Origin of the sequence: Bradyrhizobium tropiciagri (genome assembly GCF_018130505.1) — a bacterium.
Classification (GTDB): domain Bacteria; phylum Pseudomonadota; class Alphaproteobacteria; order Rhizobiales; family Xanthobacteraceae; genus Bradyrhizobium; species Bradyrhizobium tropiciagri_B.
The window spans coordinates 206,790-225,259 of sequence record NZ_JAFCKH010000009.1; the positions used below are offsets into that span (position 1 = coordinate 206,790).

General features: G+C 63.7%; 18 protein-coding genes. 16 read left to right on the forward strand and 2 right to left on the reverse strand.

Going from position 1 to position 18,470, the window contains the following annotated elements; all coding sequences use genetic code 11:
* Nucleotides 1–37 precede the first annotated feature (37 nt).
* The 7 genes from JQ633_RS23475 (at nt 38) to JQ633_RS23505 (ending at nt 6,763) form a co-directional block, all read left to right on the forward strand.
* Nucleotides 38–1,669 (forward strand): molecular chaperone GroEL, encoded by a 1,632-nt coding sequence (locus JQ633_RS23475; RefSeq protein WP_211987437.1) that lies wholly within the window; start codon nt 38–40, stop codon nt 1,667–1,669.
* 263 nt (nt 1,670–1,932) lie between these two features.
* Entirely contained in the window at nt 1,933–2,427 is a 495-nt protein-coding gene (locus JQ633_RS23480; protein WP_211987438.1) for a hypothetical protein, read from the forward strand.
* Between the two features lie 148 nt (nt 2,428–2,575).
* On the forward strand, nt 2,576–4,618 hold the full coding sequence (locus JQ633_RS23485; RefSeq protein ID WP_249159579.1) for a sigma-54-dependent Fis family transcriptional regulator: 2,043 nt from the start codon (nt 2,576–2,578) through the stop codon (nt 4,616–4,618).
* Between the two features lie 14 nt (nt 4,619–4,632).
* Complete coding sequence (locus tag JQ633_RS23490) at nt 4,633–5,082, forward strand: hypothetical protein (RefSeq protein WP_211987440.1); 450 nt, start codon at nt 4,633–4,635, stop codon at nt 5,080–5,082.
* Nucleotides 5,079–5,387 carry a hypothetical protein gene (locus tag JQ633_RS23495; protein WP_211987441.1) on the forward strand — a complete coding sequence of 103 codons (309 nt, stop codon included), beginning with the start codon at nt 5,079–5,081 and terminating at the stop codon, nt 5,385–5,387. The genes JQ633_RS23490 and JQ633_RS23495 overlap by 4 nt, the downstream gene beginning before the upstream one ends.
* Before the next feature lie 33 nt (nt 5,388–5,420).
* Nucleotides 5,421–6,527: a WD40 repeat domain-containing protein gene (locus tag JQ633_RS23500; protein WP_249159580.1), complete on the forward strand. Its 1,107-nt coding sequence runs from the start codon at nt 5,421–5,423 to the stop codon at nt 6,525–6,527.
* A gap of 50 nt (nt 6,528–6,577) precedes the next feature.
* Nucleotides 6,578–6,763, forward strand: coding sequence for a hypothetical protein (locus JQ633_RS23505; RefSeq protein ID WP_211987443.1), 186 nt, complete (start codon nt 6,578–6,580; stop codon nt 6,761–6,763).
* A gap of 43 nt (nt 6,764–6,806) precedes the next feature.
* On the opposite strand, the gene JQ633_RS23510 is transcribed toward JQ633_RS23505, so the two are convergent.
* Both JQ633_RS23510 and JQ633_RS23515 read right to left on the reverse strand, forming a co-directional pair.
* On the reverse strand, nt 6,807–7,391 hold the full coding sequence (locus JQ633_RS23510; protein WP_211987444.1) for an ANTAR domain-containing response regulator: 585 nt from the start codon (nt 7,389–7,391) through the stop codon (nt 6,807–6,809).
* Nucleotides 7,388–8,551 (reverse strand): transporter substrate-binding domain-containing protein, encoded by a 1,164-nt coding sequence (locus tag JQ633_RS23515; protein ID WP_211987445.1) that lies wholly within the window; start codon nt 8,549–8,551, stop codon nt 7,388–7,390. Before JQ633_RS23515 ends, JQ633_RS23510 begins: the two co-directional genes overlap by 4 nt.
* 418 nt (nt 8,552–8,969) lie before the next feature.
* Here JQ633_RS23515 and JQ633_RS23520 point away from each other — a divergent pair, with 418 nt between their 5' ends.
* The 9 genes from JQ633_RS23520 (at nt 8,970) to JQ633_RS23560 (ending at nt 18,456) form a co-directional block, all read left to right on the forward strand.
* Nucleotides 8,970–10,370 (forward strand): amidase, encoded by a 1,401-nt coding sequence (locus JQ633_RS23520; RefSeq protein ID WP_211987446.1) that lies wholly within the window; start codon nt 8,970–8,972, stop codon nt 10,368–10,370.
* Between the two features lie 20 nt (nt 10,371–10,390).
* Complete coding sequence (locus JQ633_RS23525; RefSeq protein WP_211987447.1) at nt 10,391–11,389, forward strand: acetamidase/formamidase family protein; 999 nt, start codon at nt 10,391–10,393, stop codon at nt 11,387–11,389.
* A gap of 58 nt (nt 11,390–11,447) precedes the next feature.
* Complete coding sequence (locus JQ633_RS23530) at nt 11,448–12,662, forward strand: urea ABC transporter substrate-binding protein (protein WP_211987448.1); 1,215 nt, start codon at nt 11,448–11,450, stop codon at nt 12,660–12,662.
* Nucleotides 12,663–12,764: 102 nt separating this feature from the next.
* Nucleotides 12,765–13,631, forward strand: coding sequence for an ABC transporter permease subunit (locus JQ633_RS23535; RefSeq protein WP_211987449.1), 867 nt, complete (start codon nt 12,765–12,767; stop codon nt 13,629–13,631).
* A gap of 15 nt (nt 13,632–13,646) precedes the next feature.
* Nucleotides 13,647–14,720 carry a branched-chain amino acid ABC transporter permease gene (locus JQ633_RS23540; protein ID WP_211987450.1) on the forward strand — a complete coding sequence of 358 codons (1,074 nt, stop codon included), beginning with the start codon at nt 13,647–13,649 and terminating at the stop codon, nt 14,718–14,720.
* Between the two features lie 2 nt (nt 14,721–14,722).
* On the forward strand, nt 14,723–15,442 hold the full coding sequence (locus JQ633_RS23545; RefSeq protein WP_211987451.1) for an ABC transporter ATP-binding protein: 720 nt from the start codon (nt 14,723–14,725) through the stop codon (nt 15,440–15,442).
* The gene (locus tag JQ633_RS23550; protein ID WP_211987452.1) at nt 15,432–16,142 is read left to right on the forward strand and encodes an ABC transporter ATP-binding protein; all 711 of its coding nucleotides are present in this window, start codon (nt 15,432–15,434) and stop codon (nt 16,140–16,142) included. The genes JQ633_RS23545 and JQ633_RS23550 overlap by 11 nt, the downstream gene beginning before the upstream one ends.
* A gap of 65 nt (nt 16,143–16,207) precedes the next feature.
* A complete protein-coding gene (locus JQ633_RS23555) occupies nt 16,208–16,969 on the forward strand; it encodes an SDR family NAD(P)-dependent oxidoreductase (RefSeq protein ID WP_211987453.1) in 762 nt (253 codons plus the stop codon).
* Nucleotides 16,970–17,052: 83 nt separating this feature from the next.
* A complete protein-coding gene (locus JQ633_RS23560) occupies nt 17,053–18,456 on the forward strand; it encodes an amidase (protein WP_211987454.1) in 1,404 nt (467 codons plus the stop codon).
* The last annotated feature ends 14 nt before the right edge of the window (nt 18,457–18,470 follow it).

Here is an 18,470-nt window from a genome sequence, read left to right on the forward strand (position 1 = left end):
CCAACGCAACGAGACACATGTTTGGGGAGTGAAGCCGATGCCGAAGGTTCTGTTGCATGACATCGAAGCCCGCCGTGCGCTCGCGCGCGGCGTCCAGAAGCTTGCCGCAGCGGTGGAAACCACGCTCGGCCCCAAGGGCATGAACGCGATGGTCGACCGGCCGATCGGTACGCCGATCGTGTCCCGCGACGGCGTTACCATCGCCTCCGAAATCGAGCTGCCGGATCGCTTCGAAAACATGGGCGCGCAGGTGGTCCGCGAGGTTTCGATGCAGACCAACGAAATCGCCGGCGATGGGACGACGACGGCGATGGTGCTCGCGAACGGCCTGATCCAGGGGGGCGTCGCTGCCCTCGAGCGCGGCGCCAAGGCGGTCGATCTCTGCAAGGGTATCGATCGCGCCGTCGAGGTCGTCGTCGAGATCCTGAAGGGCTCGGCCGTCGCGGTATCGGATCGCAAGACGCTGCAGGCTGTGGCGACAATCGCATCCACCGACGCTCATCTGGGCGGTCTGATCGCCGAGGCGGTGGAGCGGGTCGGCAAGGACGGCATCATCAGTTCCGACTACGGCCTGACGACAAAAACGACGCTCGAGGTGGTGGAAGGCATGTCCTTCGACCGCGGCTACATCTCCCACCATATGGTGACGGATGTCGAGAAGATGGAGGTGGTGCTCGATCAGCCCTACATTCTCCTGACCGATCTGAAGATCAAGACGCCGGGCGAGCTGTCGGCGATACGCGCGGCGGTCGCCCCCAGCGGACGGCCGCTCGTCATCGTCGCCGAGGAGATCGCGCCGGAAGTCGTGCCGACGCTGCTCGGCGACGGCAATCGCGGCAAGGTCCTGGTGGTCAATCCTCCGGATTACGGCCATTGGCGCAAGGCGATGATGGACGATCTCGCCATCATTACCGGTGGACGCGTGATCGCTCGCGAGCTCGGCGGCAGGCTGGAGGAGGCGGGGCTGGCCGATCTCGGGACGGCGCGCCAGGTACGGGCCAGCGCGCACGAGACGGTGGTCATTCGTGGCGGCGGTGACAACGCGGCGATCGCCGCGCGGCGTCAGCAGGTCGCCAGGCAACACGAACTGGCCCCGCCGAACATCGAGCAGGACAAGCTGAAGGAGCGGTTGGCGAAGCTTTCGGGCGGAACCGCTGTCATCTTTGCGGGCGGCGTCACGCCGGTCGAGCAGAAGCGTACGATCCAGCTGATCGACGATGCGCTGAGCGCCGCGCGGGCCGCCGCCGAGGAGGGCATCGTGCCCGGGGGCGGCACCGCATTGGCGCAGTGCGCGTCGATCGTCGCGCGCGCCCTCGGCAACATCAATGGAGACCTCGGCGAGGGCATCAGGCTGGTGCGCGAGACCCTGTCGCGTCCGGCCGCTTTCATTGCCCGGAACGCGGGCCATGATGCAGACAAGGTTATCGCCGAGCTGCAGCGGGCGCCGGCGGGCGTCGGATTCGACGCGGCGAACGGTCAATTCATCAACATGGTCTCGGCCGGCATCGTTGATCCGGTTCGGGTGACATACACTGCGCTGCGCAATGCGGCATCCGTCGCGACGTTGGTGCTGACGACCAACACGCTGGTCGCCGATGCGGCGGAGTACATCGATCCGACACAGGGACCGGCACTGGGGGGTGGCGCAGAGAAACTCGGACGGGCATGAGGCATCCGCACGCGGTCCGTGGTCCGCCGTACCGTTCGGGCAGGTACGAGAGAGAAGTTATTGTGAAGTACATTGCCGGCTTGATCGCGACGGCGTCGTCTTCAGAGGGCGGGCGACACGCTAAAGGGTGACGTAGGCGTCGAGCAGATGATTGGACGGTGACAACGATCGAGAACGGGCTACAATCTTGCAGACTCCGGGCTGCAGAAGGCGATTGCAACAAGCCTTCACAGCCATCGGAGCGGGTCGGAGGAGGAAACAACGTGGTCTATATCATCTCCAAGCGCGACGGTCCGCACCGCGAGCAGGTTGCGGCGAAGGACCTCATTCAAAAGAACCGCAGCAAGATCGATGCGGTCGCCAATCACTTGACGGGCGGTCGCTGGCAGCAGCTGCGAAATCCCAAACCTCCTGAGCAACCCCAGCCATCCGGAAAACTCTGGTTGACGCCATCGGCGCAGCCGAAAGAAGCTGAACCCTATGTGCGGATCAGCCGCAACGGCCGTGTCGTGATCGCTGATCTCGCCTCTAGCCGGCAATTGCACTTCATTGGTGAACTGAAGGGCCAAGGCCAATCACGATGCCTCGCTTTGGCGACGCGCGAGAATGGCATCTTCGAGCCGATGGATGAGGACATGTACAAGGTCCTTGCTGATCTCGAGGGCGCGAGCGTTCCCGACGAGACCCACGAGGAACGACTGGAACAGATCATCGCAAGCCGCCTCGGGTTGAATGCGATCGCCAAGAGCGTTGAATGAGCGCGTCGAGTGATCGCGTCGAATGATCGCCGAGGGTCGGGCCTGCCGGGATGACGATCCCGGCCAGGTCCGCTCGAGGTCGTTTCTGCCCATCGGGTGTGCTGTCTGCCAACGTGAGTATGGTGCTCCAATGCTGACGGAAACGTTCATGGCCAAGCCGCCGCTTTCCCTGGAAGGCTACAAAGCTCCGGACGCCACGGAAGCGGAACAGGGGCGGCCGTATGACGAGAGCGAAACCAACAGGGCGTGGGAAGACTTTCTGACCTTCGGCGACCTCAGGCGCAAGAATGCGCCGGTGCGGGGGATCATCGAGGCGTCCTGGCAGCGCAGTGTCGAGCAGGGAGTCAATGCGCGCGGCAAGGGTAGCCATCTCGTCGCTTCGCCGGATGATCTTTATGAGCTGCGTCTGAAGAACGACGACCTGCTCGGTTCAAGCGCCGAGACCTTTCGCCGCGTTGCGGCGGTGCTCGGCGACGCGGCCACGATGCTGATCATCACCGACAAGAACGCCGTCGTGCTGGAGGTGGGCGGCGATCAACGGACAATCGATGCAGGACACGATATTCGCCTCGAAGTCGGCGCGGCCTGGAGCGAGACCATAACCGGCACCAACGGCATCGGTACCGCACTCGTCACGGGAAGGCCGGTTCATGTCCACGCCGCCGAGCACTTCTCCGAGGGCATCAAGGCATGGACCTGTGTCGGGAGTCCGATTCGCAGCCCGATCGACGGCAGCATCATCGGTATCGTGGATTTCTCCGGGCCGCAGGCGATCTTTCACCGGCACAACGTTGCACTTGCGGTCGTCGCAGCCAACCACATCGAGCTGGCGCTCTCGGAAAAAATTCGTATCGAAAGAATGCGGCTGCTCGAAGCCAGCATCTCTCGCATGCCGGGAATGAACAGCGCTGATGGCGTCGTCATTCTCGATCGGTTCGGCAGGGTCGTTCACCACAACGATATGGCGTCGAACCGCTTGCGGCGGATTGCGCAGTCGCAGGACTTGAGTATCGGGATGCAGCTGCTTCCCAGCAGTGAAGGCGTGCTGGCCGCGGACCTCGCCAAGGGGTTGCCCGAGGGGCTGCGCGAGCAACGGATCGAGCCGCTGTTGATCGACGGTGCCGTGAAGGGCGCGATGCTCGTGCTTGCGTCGAAGCCGCGGGTGAATCTGACCGGATCGCGGATGGCGCCGACAGCCTCCGCGGCACTCCTGTCTGCCAAGGAGGCGGTGATCGGCTGCAGTGAAGTCCTGCTTTCTGCGATCGAGAGGGTCGAGCGGGCTGCGCTCGGACGGTCGGCGATCCTGCTGGAAGGCGAGACCGGGGTGGGCAAGGAGCTTTTCGCGCGTCTTGTTCATGCTGCGGGGCAAAAGACCGGCAAGGAGCCTTTCGTTGCTTTCAATTGCGGCGCGGTCTCCAAGGAGCTCCTCGGCGGCGAACTGTTCGGCCATGCTCCCGGCGCCTTCACCGGCGCCACGCGTGAAGGCAAGCCCGGACGATTTGAACTGGCCCACGGCGGCGTACTAAGTCTCGACGAGATTGGCGAACTGCCGCTGGATCTGCAGCCGTATCTGCTCCGGGTGCTCGAGGAGCGGGCCGTGTACCGCCTCGGCGACAGCAAACCGCGTCCGGTTGACGTCCGATTGGTCGCATCGACCAATCGGAATTTGAAACAGGAGGTGGCGGAAGGGCGGTTCCGCAAGGACCTGTATTTCAGGGTTGGTGTCGTCAAGATCACCATCCCCCCACTGCGCGATCGCGTGGGCGACGTCGAGATATTGATCGATCACTTCAGTCGGCACTTCGCGACGACCTACAGCACGCAGCCGCCGCGTTTCGAGGCTGCCACGATGGAATTGCTGCGGCACTATTCGTGGCCGGGCAACGTTCGGGAATTGCGCAATCTTATCGAGCACCTGGTCTTGATGACGCTCACCGGCATCGTCACACCCAGGGACCTGCCGGAGGATTTCCTTGAGATTGCGGGCCAGTCACCCGCTGTGTCGCCGCCTTCGGGTCATAGGCCAACGTCGGATGGTGAAGAGGTCGCGCGGTTCGACGAGATGGAGCGTCGTGCCATCGAGCGGGCCGTCGCGAACGCGGGCGGCAATATTGCGACCGCCGCCGAGAAGCTCGGGCTTTCGCGAGCCACGCTGTATCGCAAACTCCACCAATATCGCTCCCGGACCTGAGGACAGGATCAGGTATGGCGAATGTCTGGAATGAACCAAGGGGCGGAGAAGGGCCGTCCGCCGCAGCGACGCTGGCGACGCAGCTGCTTGAGCGCGCGGATCGCGACGTCACCTTCATGGTGCATCTGGTCGGCGAAAGCCGCAATTTGCTCACGAGACATTTCGTGAGCTTCATCGAGATCGAACTCGCAAGGCGAGGCATCAACTATGGTGCCCATCCGTTGTTGCGTCCGTTCATCGAGATGCATGCGTACGAGCTGACGGACTTCGTGTTGCATGGCATCGGGTTGCGGCATCAGTTCGGCCTGCAGGCCTTCGAGACGATGGCCGGCGATCCGGCGCGGCTACTGAGGGTCGATCTATGGGATTCGCTGCAATCCCACATCAACGATGCGCAACAGCACTTCGTATCCGATATTGGTGGCCTGCAGCGTATCCTGGTCCAGATCGAGTCCGAGGCATGAGTGATGCCGGCCTGACCATTGTCGAGATGTTGAACCTGCGTCTGCAGGTGGTGCAGCAGATATCGGCAGTCCAGTCGCGCAGTTTGCACAACCGCCAGCTCGGCGGCGGCGCCGAATTCGAGCTGCATCGGATCGAGCAGGAGATTGCGGCAACAGGCGACGCGCAAGCGGTCGCGGACGCACATGAGGACGCGCGACAGCGCCTGCAAAGGGCAAATGCCGAGATGGCAGCTTGCGATGCGCTATGCGCCGAGCTCGAGGGACGTCTTGAGGAACTGGACCGGCGGATTGCCGCCGGCAGATGAGCTGATCGGAACGTGAGGCGATCGATGGACACTATGGAAGCAGAGACCGCAACGCTTTACGAACTGCTCGGACGGCATTGGACGGTGGGAGCGGCCGTGACGAACGCCGTGTTCGATCCCGCGGGAGATGGGGTCGGGTTCGCGCTCGCCGACGGCGGGTTGGCGATCGCGCCGCTCCAGGACGGCGAGCCGCCGCAGGATCGTTGCCGCATTGCGCTCGACCAGGGCCGGATGACGATTTCACCGCGACGCAAGCCGGTGCCACCCTTGATGAGGGTGAGCATCGGCGATGCGCCCCTTCAGCTCGCCTCGCTCGGGAAGTCGGGATTTGTGACGGGGGAGGGCGGGCAGTTGCTGGATGTGTCGGCATCCGGCATCACGCGCGTCGCCGCAAATCGCGGAGCCGGCATCGATCTGCTTGCCGCAGTCCCGGACGGTGGTGTCCTCGCGGCTTGTGATGGAACGATCATCTTCTATCGCGCCGATGGCGATGTCGGCTGGCTTCAGCAGCGGGCAGGCGGCCGTGTGTCCGCCATGGCCGTGGCGCCGGACGGCCGGCGCTTTGCGCTGGGAACCGATGGGGGTGTGCTGGTTCGTTCGTTCGGGGCACGGCCCGAGCCGGTCGCTTCCTACGTGTTGGGCTCGGTCTCGACCTTGTCGTGGAGCCCCGACGGCAACTGGCTGGCCGCCTCCATCGCGGGAGCGGACATTACCCTGGTGCGCCTCGCCGACTCGCGGATTGTCCGGATTGCCAACTATCCCGCTGAGGTCGCATCGCTCTCATGGAGCGCGGACTCCGGCATCCTCGTGACCAGCGGTGGTTACAGGATGGTCGCTTGGGACGTTACCAGCCTTGACGGCGGAAGCGACCGGCCGGCCAGCGTCGTCACCGGCCACGCCGGCTTCGTCCTCGTCGAGACGGTCGAGATGCATCCGGATCGTCCGCTGGTCGCGGCAGGCTACAGCGATGGCAGAGTCGTTGTCGCCAGGATCGGGCAGGGCGACGAATTGATTGTCAAATCGCCCGGCCGCGGCGCCGTCCAGGTCCTCCGATGGTCTCGCGACGGCCAGCATCTTGCAGTGGGAACACGCGATGGGGAGGCGGCCGTCGTGACGTTCCCGCCGCACATTTTCAAATAGCCGCAAGCCCGCACGGCCGCGCGGCTTGCACGATGATCAGGAGGGAGTTCATGACAGCCACCCAAGTGCCGAACCAGACCGACAGCAAGGATCATTTCTTCAAGGAGCTCGCCGAGCTGTCCGAGCGCATGATCGCTGCGCACGGCAAGGAGTTCTCGATGGGCGCATTGGTACTGGCCGCGCGGTTCATTGCTGAAAACAAGTCATTCGACCAAGCGCCAACGGCTACACAGTGAGGCTCTCATCCCAACCAGCATCGAAGCCGCAAGAGCCGATGGTCTAGCCGGCGCGGGGTCTGTAGCCCTTCATGGTGATCTCCGCCGAGATCTCTTCGATGGTCTTGCGCTGCTCCATGGCGGCGCGTCGAATAAAGGCGAAAGCGGCCGGCTCGGTGAGCGCACGGGCGTGCATGACCTGAAGGACGGCAGCAAGCACAATCCGGCGCGACCGCAGGCGCTGCTCGAGTTTGAGCACCTGCTGCTTTAGCTCGTTGGTGCGCTCGCTCTTTTCGAATGCGACGACCAGCGCGGCGTAGATGCCGGCCGAACGCAATGGCTTGACCAGGAAGGACGCCGGATCGAGCTCGAGCACCAGCTTCAATCGGCTCGGCGTCTCCGTGCCGAGCAGCGCGATGACCGGGCACTGTCCAAGTGCCGCGCGCTGCGCCGGCGAAGCCAGAGGCAGGAACTCATCGTCAATCAGCGCAACGTCCGGATGGCCGTCGGCGACTGCGCAAAGCTCCGATGCGACGATGTCGATGCCGAGGCGTTCGAACTGACGTTTGACGATCGAGGCGTCGCGCTCGTCCTTGATGGCGACCAGCGCCTTGCGTCCGCGCAGCGAGAATGAAGACGGCTTGCTCATTTCACCACCCGCAAATGCGGCGCACCCGATGACGCTCCGTCCCTTGCGGGGGTGACGGCGACGTCGAGCTGCGTCAGATAAGGATCAGGCTTCACCGGTGCGTCGGCTTCCCAGAAGATATCGAACTGTCCGTCGGCGTTGGACACTGCGAGCCGCGGCGTCAGGACGCAATGATTGTTGCCGCCGTCGATCCAAACCGGCCCCTGTGGCGAATTGTAGCGCAGGCCGGCGGCTGCGCGCCTGACCTCGCCGATGTTCGACGTGCCGGCGCGCTGCAGCGCGCGCGCCAGGAGATAGACCGAAACATAGGCCGATTGCCCATCGACAGACGGACTGCTGTCCTCGCCGTAGCGCGCCTTCCAACGCGCGACGAAGGCGCGGTTCTCGGGCAGGCGAATGCTCTCGAAATAGGCCGACGAGGTGATGCATCCCGCCGATGCAGGCCCCACGATCTTGAGCTCGGGCTCGCACAGGCTGCAGCTCAGCATCGGGATGTCGAGGCCGGCCGCGGTGGTTGCAGCGTGAAATGCGCGGATGAATGCGTAGCTCGAGCTGCCGACCAGCGTATTGAACACCACCGGCGGGCGGCGCCGCACGATCTCGTCGACCATGTGTCCGACCGCGCTCTCGCCGAGTTCGAGCAGCCGTTCGGCGATGATACGCCCGCCTGCCGCCGTCGCCAGCTCGCGGGTGACGCGATTGGTCTCCCAAGACCAGACATAGTTGGAGCCGACGCAGAAGATCTCGCGCGACAGGTTGTCCAGCACGTAGCGTACGAGCGGCAGGACGTTATGGTTCGGCGACGCGCCGACATAGATGACGTTGTCGGAGCATTCGAAGCCTTCATAGCGCGCCGGATGCCAGAGCAGCCGGTCGGTGCGCTCGACGATCGGCAGCACCTGCTTGCGTGACGCCGATGTGTAGCAGCCGACGATGTGCTCCACGCCGACATTGCGAATGAGGTCGTCGCAAGCCGTGTGATATTCCGAGACGATCCCGCGCGGATCGCGGACATGCGGAATGATCGAGAAATCGAACTCGGCCTGGTCGTTGATCTCGTCGACCGCCATCATGGCGCTCTTGAAGATCTCGCAGCCCATGGCCTGATAGGGCCCGTGCTGCGAGAAGATGATGCCAACTGGAATCGACGGCTTTGTCATTGACGGCTTTCGGCGGCGAGGCGTGAAGGAAACCATCATCGCCGATCTCGGTGCAAGGGGTCATGCCGATTTGCTGCGCATGCACATCGCGAAATTTGTGCAGCCGCCCTCGTTGACAATACGCCGGGCACTTCCTTAGAATTTTCTGCTACGGGCTTCCTGTCGAACCTTGCGTGCGTCGATCCGGCCGATGACGTCCTGATCCCTGCGCTACGTGCTTCGTTCGATCACGGGTCCCATGCGATAGATCATAGCCGCGGCATCAGGGCCATTCGTCTCCTCCGTTTCGGAGGGGCGGGTGGCTTTTTTCTTTTGCCGTCAAAACATTGGCGATGCAGCCGCATCGCCAAGCCGGTGACGTATGCGCGGCGATTGACCGCGTCTGCGCTTGGGCCGGGTCAAGCGGGGATAAAGGGCGATGGCGACGACAGATCTTCACTATCTCGGGCTGGTAGAAGTCGGACAGCAGGTCCACGCGAAAAAGCTATCGTCCGTCGAGGTGACGAAGGCGATGCTCGAACGGATCGGGCAGCTCGACGGCAAGCTCAAGAGCTATGCCTATGTGATGGCCGATGCGGCGCTGGCGGAAGCGGCCGCGGCCGAGAAGGAGATCGCATCCGGCAAGATCAAAGGGCCGCTGCACGGCGTTCCAATCGCGATCAAGGATCTTTGCTGGGTCAAGGGTGCTCCCGCGGCGCACGGCATGACCATCCATCGCGACTTCCGTCCGACCGAGGACGCCACCGTGGTGGCGCGACTGAAGCAAGCCGGCGCGGTCATTCTCGGCAAGCTGCAGCAGACCGAGGGCGCCTATGCCGATCATCATCCGAAAATCGACCCGCCGAAGAACCCTTGGAACGCGGAACTATGGTCCGGCGCATCCTCGAGCGGCTCGGGCGTCGCGACCGCGGCGGGCCTGTGCTTCGGATCGCTCGGCACCGATACCGGCGGATCGATCCGTTTTCCCTCGGCGGCCAACGGCATCACCGGTCTGAAGCCGACCTGGGGCCGGGTCAGCCGCTACGGCGCGTTCGAACTCGCGGCGACGCTGGATCACATCGGTCCGATGGCACGCAGCGCCGTCGACTGCGGCGCGATGCTCGGCGTGATCGCGGGGCAGGATCCCAGGGACACGACGTCGGTGCCGCTGCCGGTGCCGGACTATCTCGCCGGCCTGTCCGGCGACCTCCGCGGCGTGACCATCGGCGTCGACCGGCGCTGGACCGGCGAAGGAACCGACGAGGCCGCGAGCAAGGTGCTCGCCGAGGGTCTGCGCGTCGCGGCCGATCTGGGCGCCAAGATCAAGGAGATCGCATTCCCCGACCCGAAGGCGGTCATCGAAGACTGGTTCCCACTGTGCGGCATCGAGGTCGCTGTCGCGCATGAGGAGACCTATCCGGCGCGCAAGGATGAATATGGTCCGGCGCTCGCGGGCCTGCTCGATCTCGGCCGGCAGCAGTCCGGCATGGATTATCAGAAAATCGTGCTGCGCCGCGAAGCGTTCCGCGGTGCGGTGCGGCTCGTGTTCGAAGAGGTCGATCTGATCGCGGTTCCGGCCCAGGCGTTTGCCGCTCCTACGCTCGCCAAGATGGCGGCGCTCGGTGAGGACGCCTCGCTCATTGCCGGCCTGCTCCGCTTCACCTGCCCGTTCGACATGACCGGGAGCCCGACGGTGACACTGCCGGGCGGTTTTGCGCCGAACGGCGGGCCAGTCGCCTTCCAGTTCGTCGGCCGCCATTTCGAGGAAGCAGGCCTCGTCCGCGCCGGCGATGCGTTCCAGCGCGTCACCGACTGGCACAAGCGCCATCCCGGCATCTGAGAGTTTGAGGAGCTATTCGCATGAGCGCAGAAGACTGGTTGAAGAATTCGATCATGGCGAAGCGGGCCGTCGCCAAGGGCGCAACCGGCACGACGCATGGTTTGACCATCGAGCAGCAGGGCGCGTTCCACTACGTCTACGGCCCCTACGCGAAGCCGACGTTGTCGATCGATCCCGGCGGGGTGGTGGTTGTCGAGACCGAAGATGCCTTCGGCGGCGTGATCACCAGCGAGAGCGACAGCCCGACGGCGAAACTGAACTTCCCGTACCTGAACCCGCAATGCGGGCCGATCGCGGTCAAGGGTGCCAAGAAGGGCGATTGCCTCGCCGTCTACATCCGCGACGTCGAGACCCGCGGCGCGCAGCCGGCCGGCACGACCTGCATCATCCCGGAGTTTGGCGGGCTGGTCGGCACCGCCTCCACCGCGATGCTCAATCCGCCGCTGCCCGAACGCGTCAAGAAGCTGCATGTCGACCGCAACGGCGTGCGCTGGAGCGACAAGATCACGCTGCCGTACGAGCCGTTCATCGGCACGATCGGGGTCTCGCCGGAAATCGAGGCGATCTCCTCGCTGCAGCCTGACTATCACGGCGGCAACATGGATCTGCCCGACGTCGCGCCCGGCGCAATCATCTATTTCCCGGTGCACACCGAAGGCGGGCTGCTCTATGTCGGCGACTGCCACGCGACACAGGGCGACGGCGAGCTCTCCGGTGTCGCGATGGAGCAGCGCGCGACCGTCACGCTGCAGATCGACCTGATCAAGAACTGGAGCTTTGCCTGGCCGCGGCTGGAGACAAAGGACTTCATCATGACGATCGGCAGCGCGCGCCCGCTCGAGGACGCCGCGCGCATCGCCTATCGCGAGCTGGTGCGATGGATGGCGGCCGATTACGGCTTCGACGAGATCGACGCCTACATGCTGCTCAGCCAGGCGGGCCGCATGCGGCTCGGCAATATGGTCGATCCCAAATACACGATGGGGGCGTCGATCCTGAAGAATTACCTCAAGGCGTGACTTTCAGCTCCATTCAATGACAGGGGATATCGCGATGAATTCGGCGCGTAGATTTGGAATGGCTCTGCTCGGTGCCGTGCTCGGCACGGCGGCATTTGGCGCCGCGCAGGCGGCCGAGCCGCCGCTGAAGATCGGTCTGCTCGAGGACGTCTCCGGCGACCTCGCATTCATGGGTATGCCGAAGCTGCACGGCTCCCAGCTCGCTGTCGAGGAGATCAACAAGAGCGGCGGCATCCTCGGCCGGCAGATCGAGTTGATCCATCTCGATCCGCAGGGCGACAATGCGCGCTACCAGGAGTTCGGCCGGCGACTGCTCAATCGCGACAAGGTCGACGTGCTGATCGGCGGTATCACCTCGGCCTCGCGCGAGGCGCTGCGGCCGATCGTGGATCGCACCACGACGCCATATTTCTACACCAACCAGTATGAAGGCGGCGTCTGCGACGCCAGCATGATCAGCATGGGCGCGGTGCCGGAGCAGCAGTTCTCGACGCTGATTCCGTGGATGGTCCAGAAATTCGGCAAGAAGGTCTACGTCATTGCCGCCGACTACAATTTCGGCCAGATCTCGGCGGAGTGGAACCGGAAGATCATGAAGGACCTCGGCGGCGAGGTCGTGGGCGAGGAGTTCATCCCGCTCGGCGTCTCGCAGTTCGCGCAGACGATCCAGAACATCCAGAAGGCGAAGCCGGACTGGCTGCTGACGATCAATGTCGGGGCCGCGCAGGACTCGTTCTTCGAGCAAGCCGCCGCGGCCAACCTCAATCTGCCGATGGGCTCGTCTATCAAGATCATGCTCGGCTTCGAGCACAAGCGCTTCAAGCCGCCGGCGCTCAACAACATGCATGCCACCGCGAACTGGTTCGAGGAGATCGATACGCCCGAAGCCAACGACTTCAAGAAGCGCTGGCACGCCAAGTTCCCGGACGAGCTCTACATCAACGACATGGGCTACAACGCCTACAACGCGCTCTACATGTACAAGACGCTGGTCGAGAAGGCGAAGTCGACCAAGCTCGAGGACATGCGCAAGGTGATCGCGACGGGCGATGCCTGCATCGATGCGCCGGAAGGCAAGGTCTGCATCGATCCGAAGAGCCAGCATACCTCGCACCGCATGCGCCTGATCTCGGTCGGGCCGAAGCATGAGGTGACCGTGGAGAAGGACTACGGGACGATCCAACCCTACTGGCTCGGCGAGATCGGGTGCGATCTCACCAAGAAGAACGACAAGGATCAGTACACGCCGAGTCATCTTCCGAACAAGTCGTGATGCCAGCGGGCACGTATCTTGCTCGCGTCATGTGAGCCAGTGTTACGACTTCGAACCATCCCGGCGCCGCGATGATGCGGCGCCGCGAACACGGAGACAAGGATGTCGGCTGAACTCTTCTCGGTATTCTATCAGTTCGCCGACGTCTTCGCGTTCCTGATCCTCTCGGCGGCGGGCCTTGCCATCGTGTTCGGCATGATGGGCGTCATCAACATGGCGCATGGCGAGTTCATCATGTGCGGCGCCTACGTGACGGTCGGTCTGGTCAATCTCGGCGTGCCGCTTCCGATCGCGCAGATCCTCGCCGCTTTGACGGCGGGACTTATCGGCATCATCGTCGAATTCCTCGTCGTGCGGCGCTTCTACAAGCGACCGCTGGATTCCCTGCTTGCGACCTGGGGCCTCAGCCTGATCGTGACGCAGTCGATGCTGTTGATCGTCGGTTCCGCGGTGCGCGGCATCGGCACGCCCGAGGGAAGTTTTGCGATCGGCGAATACACCTTCTCGACCTATCGGCTTGTGTTGTTCGGCTGCGCGGTGGCGGTGCTCGCCGGGCTCTATATTATCTTCATGAAGACCCGCTTCGGGGTGATCGCGCGCGCGACGATGCAGAACGCCGCGATGGCGCGCGCACTGGGCGCGCGCACCGGGCGAATCTACTCCATCAGCTTCGGCATCGGGACGGCGCTCGCAGGGCTGTGCGGGGCGCTTTATGCCCCGACCATGACGCTGATCCCGACCATGGGCGCGACCTTCGTCGTCGAGAGCTTCGTGACCGTCGTGATCGGAGGGGCGAATGTGCTGCTTGGGACGGCGCCCGCCGCGGTGTTCCTGGCGATGATCCGGATGGCATTGAATGCGAGTTACGGCCAGATCATCGGTCAGATCGGTATGCTTGTTGCCGTCATTCTGATCGTCCGTGTCCTGCCTGAAGGACTATCCAGCGTACTGGTTCGGCGTGGGCGCTAGACAGGAATTCGCTTGATGTTGAAATTGCTCGAAGGTCCACAGACACTCGGACGGGGAAAGGTCTTCTGGTCCTGTTTCCTCGCCGTGCTCGCGGGTGCGCTGATCTATCCGGCGTTTGCCGATTCCTACGACGTCGGCAACTTCTCCTACTTTCTGATCTGGATTTTCATGGCGCTCGGGCTGTGCCTGATGTGGGGCTATGGCGGCATGCTGTCGTTCGGCCAGACCCTGTTCTTCGGCATCGCCGGCTACGGCTACGGAGTGCTGGCGATCAACATGGGCGGCGGAACGGCGACGATCGCCGCGCTCGTCCTCTCGGTCTTCGTGGCTATGGTCGCGGCCGGAATTCTCGGTTACTTCATGATCTGGGGCGGCATCAGCGGCATCTTCTTCGGCATCGTCACGCTGTCGGCGACGCTCGTTCTCGCCTTCTTCCTCGGACAGACCGCGGGGCCGGAATGGCATATCGGCACAGCGCGGCTGAACGGCTTCAACGGCATGAAAGGCATGGACCCGCTCGCCGTCGGCGATTTCTATATCGAGGGCTCGGCGCTCTACTACGTCATGGTTGCGCTGATCGTGATCGTCTACATCGCACTGCGCATGCTGGTGAACTCGAGCGTCGGCAACGTGATCGTGGCGACGCGGGAAAATCCACAGCGCGCCGAGATGCTGGGCTACGACGTCCGCAAGTATCAGCTTCTGACCTTCGTGGTCGGCAGCGGTCTCGCCGGCCTCAGTGGCGCGCTGTACACCTCCTGGGGGCAGTTCATTACGCCGTCGAGCATCGGCCTGCCGGCGGCGGCGATGCCGATCGTGTGGGTGGCGTTCTCTGGACGCAGCGATCTGACCGCGACGCTGGTCGGATCCTTCCTGTTGCTTTTCGGCTTCCAGACCATCACGATCTACAGCCAGCAGGCGGCGCTGGTGCTGATGGGCGCGCTATTGCTCGCAACGGTGATGCTGGCGCCGCAAGGTTTTGTGCTAGGCGTCGGCAGGCTGGTCGTCGATTGGTGGAGCAGGCGCCGTCGGCCTGACACTGGTCCCGCGCTGGCGGACGCCAGCCGTCTGCAATCGGATGAGACCTGACCATGCCGCTTGTCGATGTGCAGGGCGTATCCAAGCGTTTCGGCGGGTTGACCGCCGTCTCCGATGTCGATCTCACCGTCAACAGCGGGGAGGTGCACTGCCTGATCGGGCCCAACGGCGCCGGGAAGAGCACGCTGTTCAAGCTGATCGTCGGCCTCTATCCGCCGACCAAAGGCAGCATCTACTTCGATACGGTCGATATCACCAACGAGCGCCCCTATGCCCGCGTGCAGCGCGGCATGAGCATCAAGATGCAGGCGCCGAGCGTGTTCAAGGAACTGCCGGTGAGGCAGAACATCCAGATCGCGCTGCAGGAGCGGTTTTCAGGCCCGGAGCGCAGCGCCGAGGAGGATCGCCTGCTGACGCTGCTCAATCTGGCGCCGGACAGCGACAAGCTTGCCGGAGCATTGTCGCATGGCCAGCAGCAATGGCTGGAGATCGGGATGGCGCTGGCGCTCAAGCCGCAGCTGCTGTTGCTCGACGAGCCGACGGCCGGCATGTCGCCGGAGGAAACCTTCAAGACCGGCGAGCTGATCAAGTCGTTCAACGCGGAGGGAATGACGGTTCTGGTCGTCGAGCACGACATGGCGTTCGTGCGCCAGGTCGCGCAGCGGGTGACCGTGCTGCATCTCGGCAAGATCTTTGCCCGCGGTAGCCTCGAAACGATTTTGCAGGACGAGAAGGTCGCGGAAATCTATTTGGGTAAGGCTCATGCCCACTGATCGGATGTTGGAGGTTTCGGGACTCTGGGCAGGCTACGGCGCAACGCCGATCCTGCAAGGCGTCAGCATGCAGGTCGCACGGGGCGAGATCGTCGGCGTGATCGGCCGTAACGGCGTCGGTAAATCGACCCTGATGCGCTGCTTGATCGGACTGTTGCAGACCTGGCGCGGCACGATCACCTTCATGGACCGCGACGTCACCCAGCTCGAGGCCGATGCGCGGGCGCGTGCCGGCTTCGGCTACATCCCGCAGGGCCGCGACGTCTTTCCGCAATTGACCGTCGAGGAGAACCTGCAGGTCGGCGAACTGATCGGTGGCCCTGACGGCAAGAAGCCGCCGGAACTGGTCTACGAGTATTTTCCGCGACTGAAAGAGCGGCGGCGACAGGCCGCCGGCACCATGTCGGGCGGCGAGCAGCAGCAGCTCGCCATCGGGCGCGCGCTGATCGGCAATCCGGCGCTGATGATCCTGGACGAGCCGTCCGAGGGCATTCAGCCGTCGATCGTGCAGCATATCTGCGAGGCGCTGAAATCATTCAGGGACGAACTCGGCACCACGATCATCTTCGTCGAGCAGAATCTCGATACCATCCTGGCGATCGCCGAGCGCTGCTACATCATGGAGAAGGGTAAGATCACGCGATCGCTGGCGGGCGAGCAGGTCGACGCCGACAACGTCCGCGCCCAGCTCTTGTTGTGAAGTGCGCGGCGGCACGCCGCGAATTGATACGTTCCTGCAATCAATGATGATGGAGGAGGTCGAACATGGATCTAGGACTCAAAGGTGCAAGAGTTCTCGTCACGGGCAGCACCAAGGGGATCGGACGGGCGATCGCCGACACCTTCGCCGCCGAAGGCGCCGATGTCGGCATCTGCGCGCGAAACCAGGCCGACGTCGAAGCCGCGGTCACCGCGATCAAGGCGAAGGGTGTTGCTGCGTTCGGCGCTGCGGTCGATGTCTCCAACGGCCCGGCGCTCAAGGCATGGGTCGGCGACATGGCAGCGAAGCTCGGTGGTATCGATGTCGTCGTCGCCAATGTCAGCGCGCTGTCGATCGGACAGGATGAGGAGAGCTGGGAGAAGGAGTTCTCGACCGACATGATGGGCACGGTGCGCCTCGTCACTGCCGCGATGCCCTATCTGGAAAAGAGCAAGGCTGCCGCGATCGTCACCATCTCCAGCGTGTCGGGCCGCGAGGTCGACTTTGCAAGCGGTCCCTACGGGACGTTCAAGGCCGCCATCATCCATTACACGCAGGGCCTCGCCTACCAGCTCGCTGGCAAGGGCATCCGCGCCAACTCGGTCTCGCCCGGCAACACCTATTTCGAGGGTGGCGTCTGGAACACGATCAAGGACGGCAATCCCGAATTGTACAAGACCGCCCTGGCGATGAACCCGACCGGGCGCATGGGCACGCCGCAGGAAATGGCGAACGCCGCCGTGTTCCTGGCCAGCAAGGCCGCGAGCTTCATCACGGGAACGAACCTCGTGGTGGACGGCGCCTTGACCCGCGGGGTGCAGTTCTAGGCGCCTCAAACCGCGAAGCAACCAGACTGCGCCGCCCGCGGCGCCGGTCAGCAAGACCATTTCCGATAACAGCAGGGCGCCAGATGTCAGCGGATCCATTGCACTACAAGTCGATCACCGAAATCTCGCAGTTGTTCCGTCGTGGCGAGCTGCTGTCGTCGGAAGTGACGGCCGCGATCCTGAGCCGGATCGCAAAGCTGGATGGCAAGTTCCATGGCTACGCGACGGTCCTTGCCGAGCGGGCCATGACGCAGGCGGAGCGCTGCGACGACGAGATCGCCAAGGGCATCTGGCGCGGCCCGCTGCACGGCGTTCCGATCGGGCTGAAGGATCTCTGCTACACGACGTTCGCGCCGACCGCGGGCGGCACCACGATCCACGCCAACTTCGTGCCGTCCTTCAATGCAACGATTGTCGATCGGCTCGAGCGCGCCGGCGCTGTCACGCTCGGCAAGCTCAAGATGACGGAGGGCGCCTATACCAGCCATCATCCCGAAGTCCAGGCGCCGCTCAATCCATGGAACACCGATTATTGGGTCGGCTCTTCGTCGAGCGGCTCCGGCGTGGCGACCTCGGCCGGCCTCTGCTACGGCTCGATCGGCAGCGACACCGGCGGCTCGATCAGGTTCCCGTCGGCGACCTGCGGATTGACCGGGATCAAGCCGACCTGGGGGCGCGTGAGCCGCTACGGTGTCTTTCCGTTGGCCGACTCGCTCGATCATGTCGGGCCGATGTGTCGGAGCGCAGCCGATGCGGCAGCCATGCTCGGCGTCATTGCGGGCGCCGATGTCAACGATCCGACGGCCTTGCAGGCGTCGGTGCCGAACTATCTGGCCGGAATCGGGGACGGTATCCGGGGCTTACGGATCGGGGTCGATCGTAGGTACACCCAGGAGGGGATCGATCCCCAGGTGGTGAGCGCCTTGAAGGAGGCCGAACGCGCGCTCGCCGATCTCGGCGCGGACATTCGCGAGGTCAGGTTCCCGGCTTACGAAAAGCTCGTCAGCATGTGGATTGCGATGTGCTCGATCGAGACCGCGGAGGCGCATCTGGAAACCTATCCGTCGCGCAAGTCGGAATATGGTCCCGATCTCGCGCAACTGATCGAGCAGGGCAGGTCGATGAGCGGCGTCGAGATCGCCGCCATCCACCACGAGCGGCTCAAGTTCAGCGGCAGCCTGGCGGCGTTGTTCGGCGATATCGACCTGCTGCTCATCCCCACGATGCCCGTGCCGATCCCGTCGCTCACGAAGATGAGCGAATACGGCGCCGATCCGAACGTGCTGCTCAGTATCCTGCGCTTCACCGCAGTGTTCGACTTTTCGGGCAGTCCGACCATCACGCTGCCGAATGGCATGGCTTCGGACCATATGCCTTTGAGTATGCAGCTGGTCGGCCCGCATCTGTCCGAAGAAGTGCTTGCCCGGGCGGGCCACGCCTTCCAGTCAGTGACGGATTGGCATACGCGGCGCGCGCTCGACGAATGAAGGGCGTTGTTGCA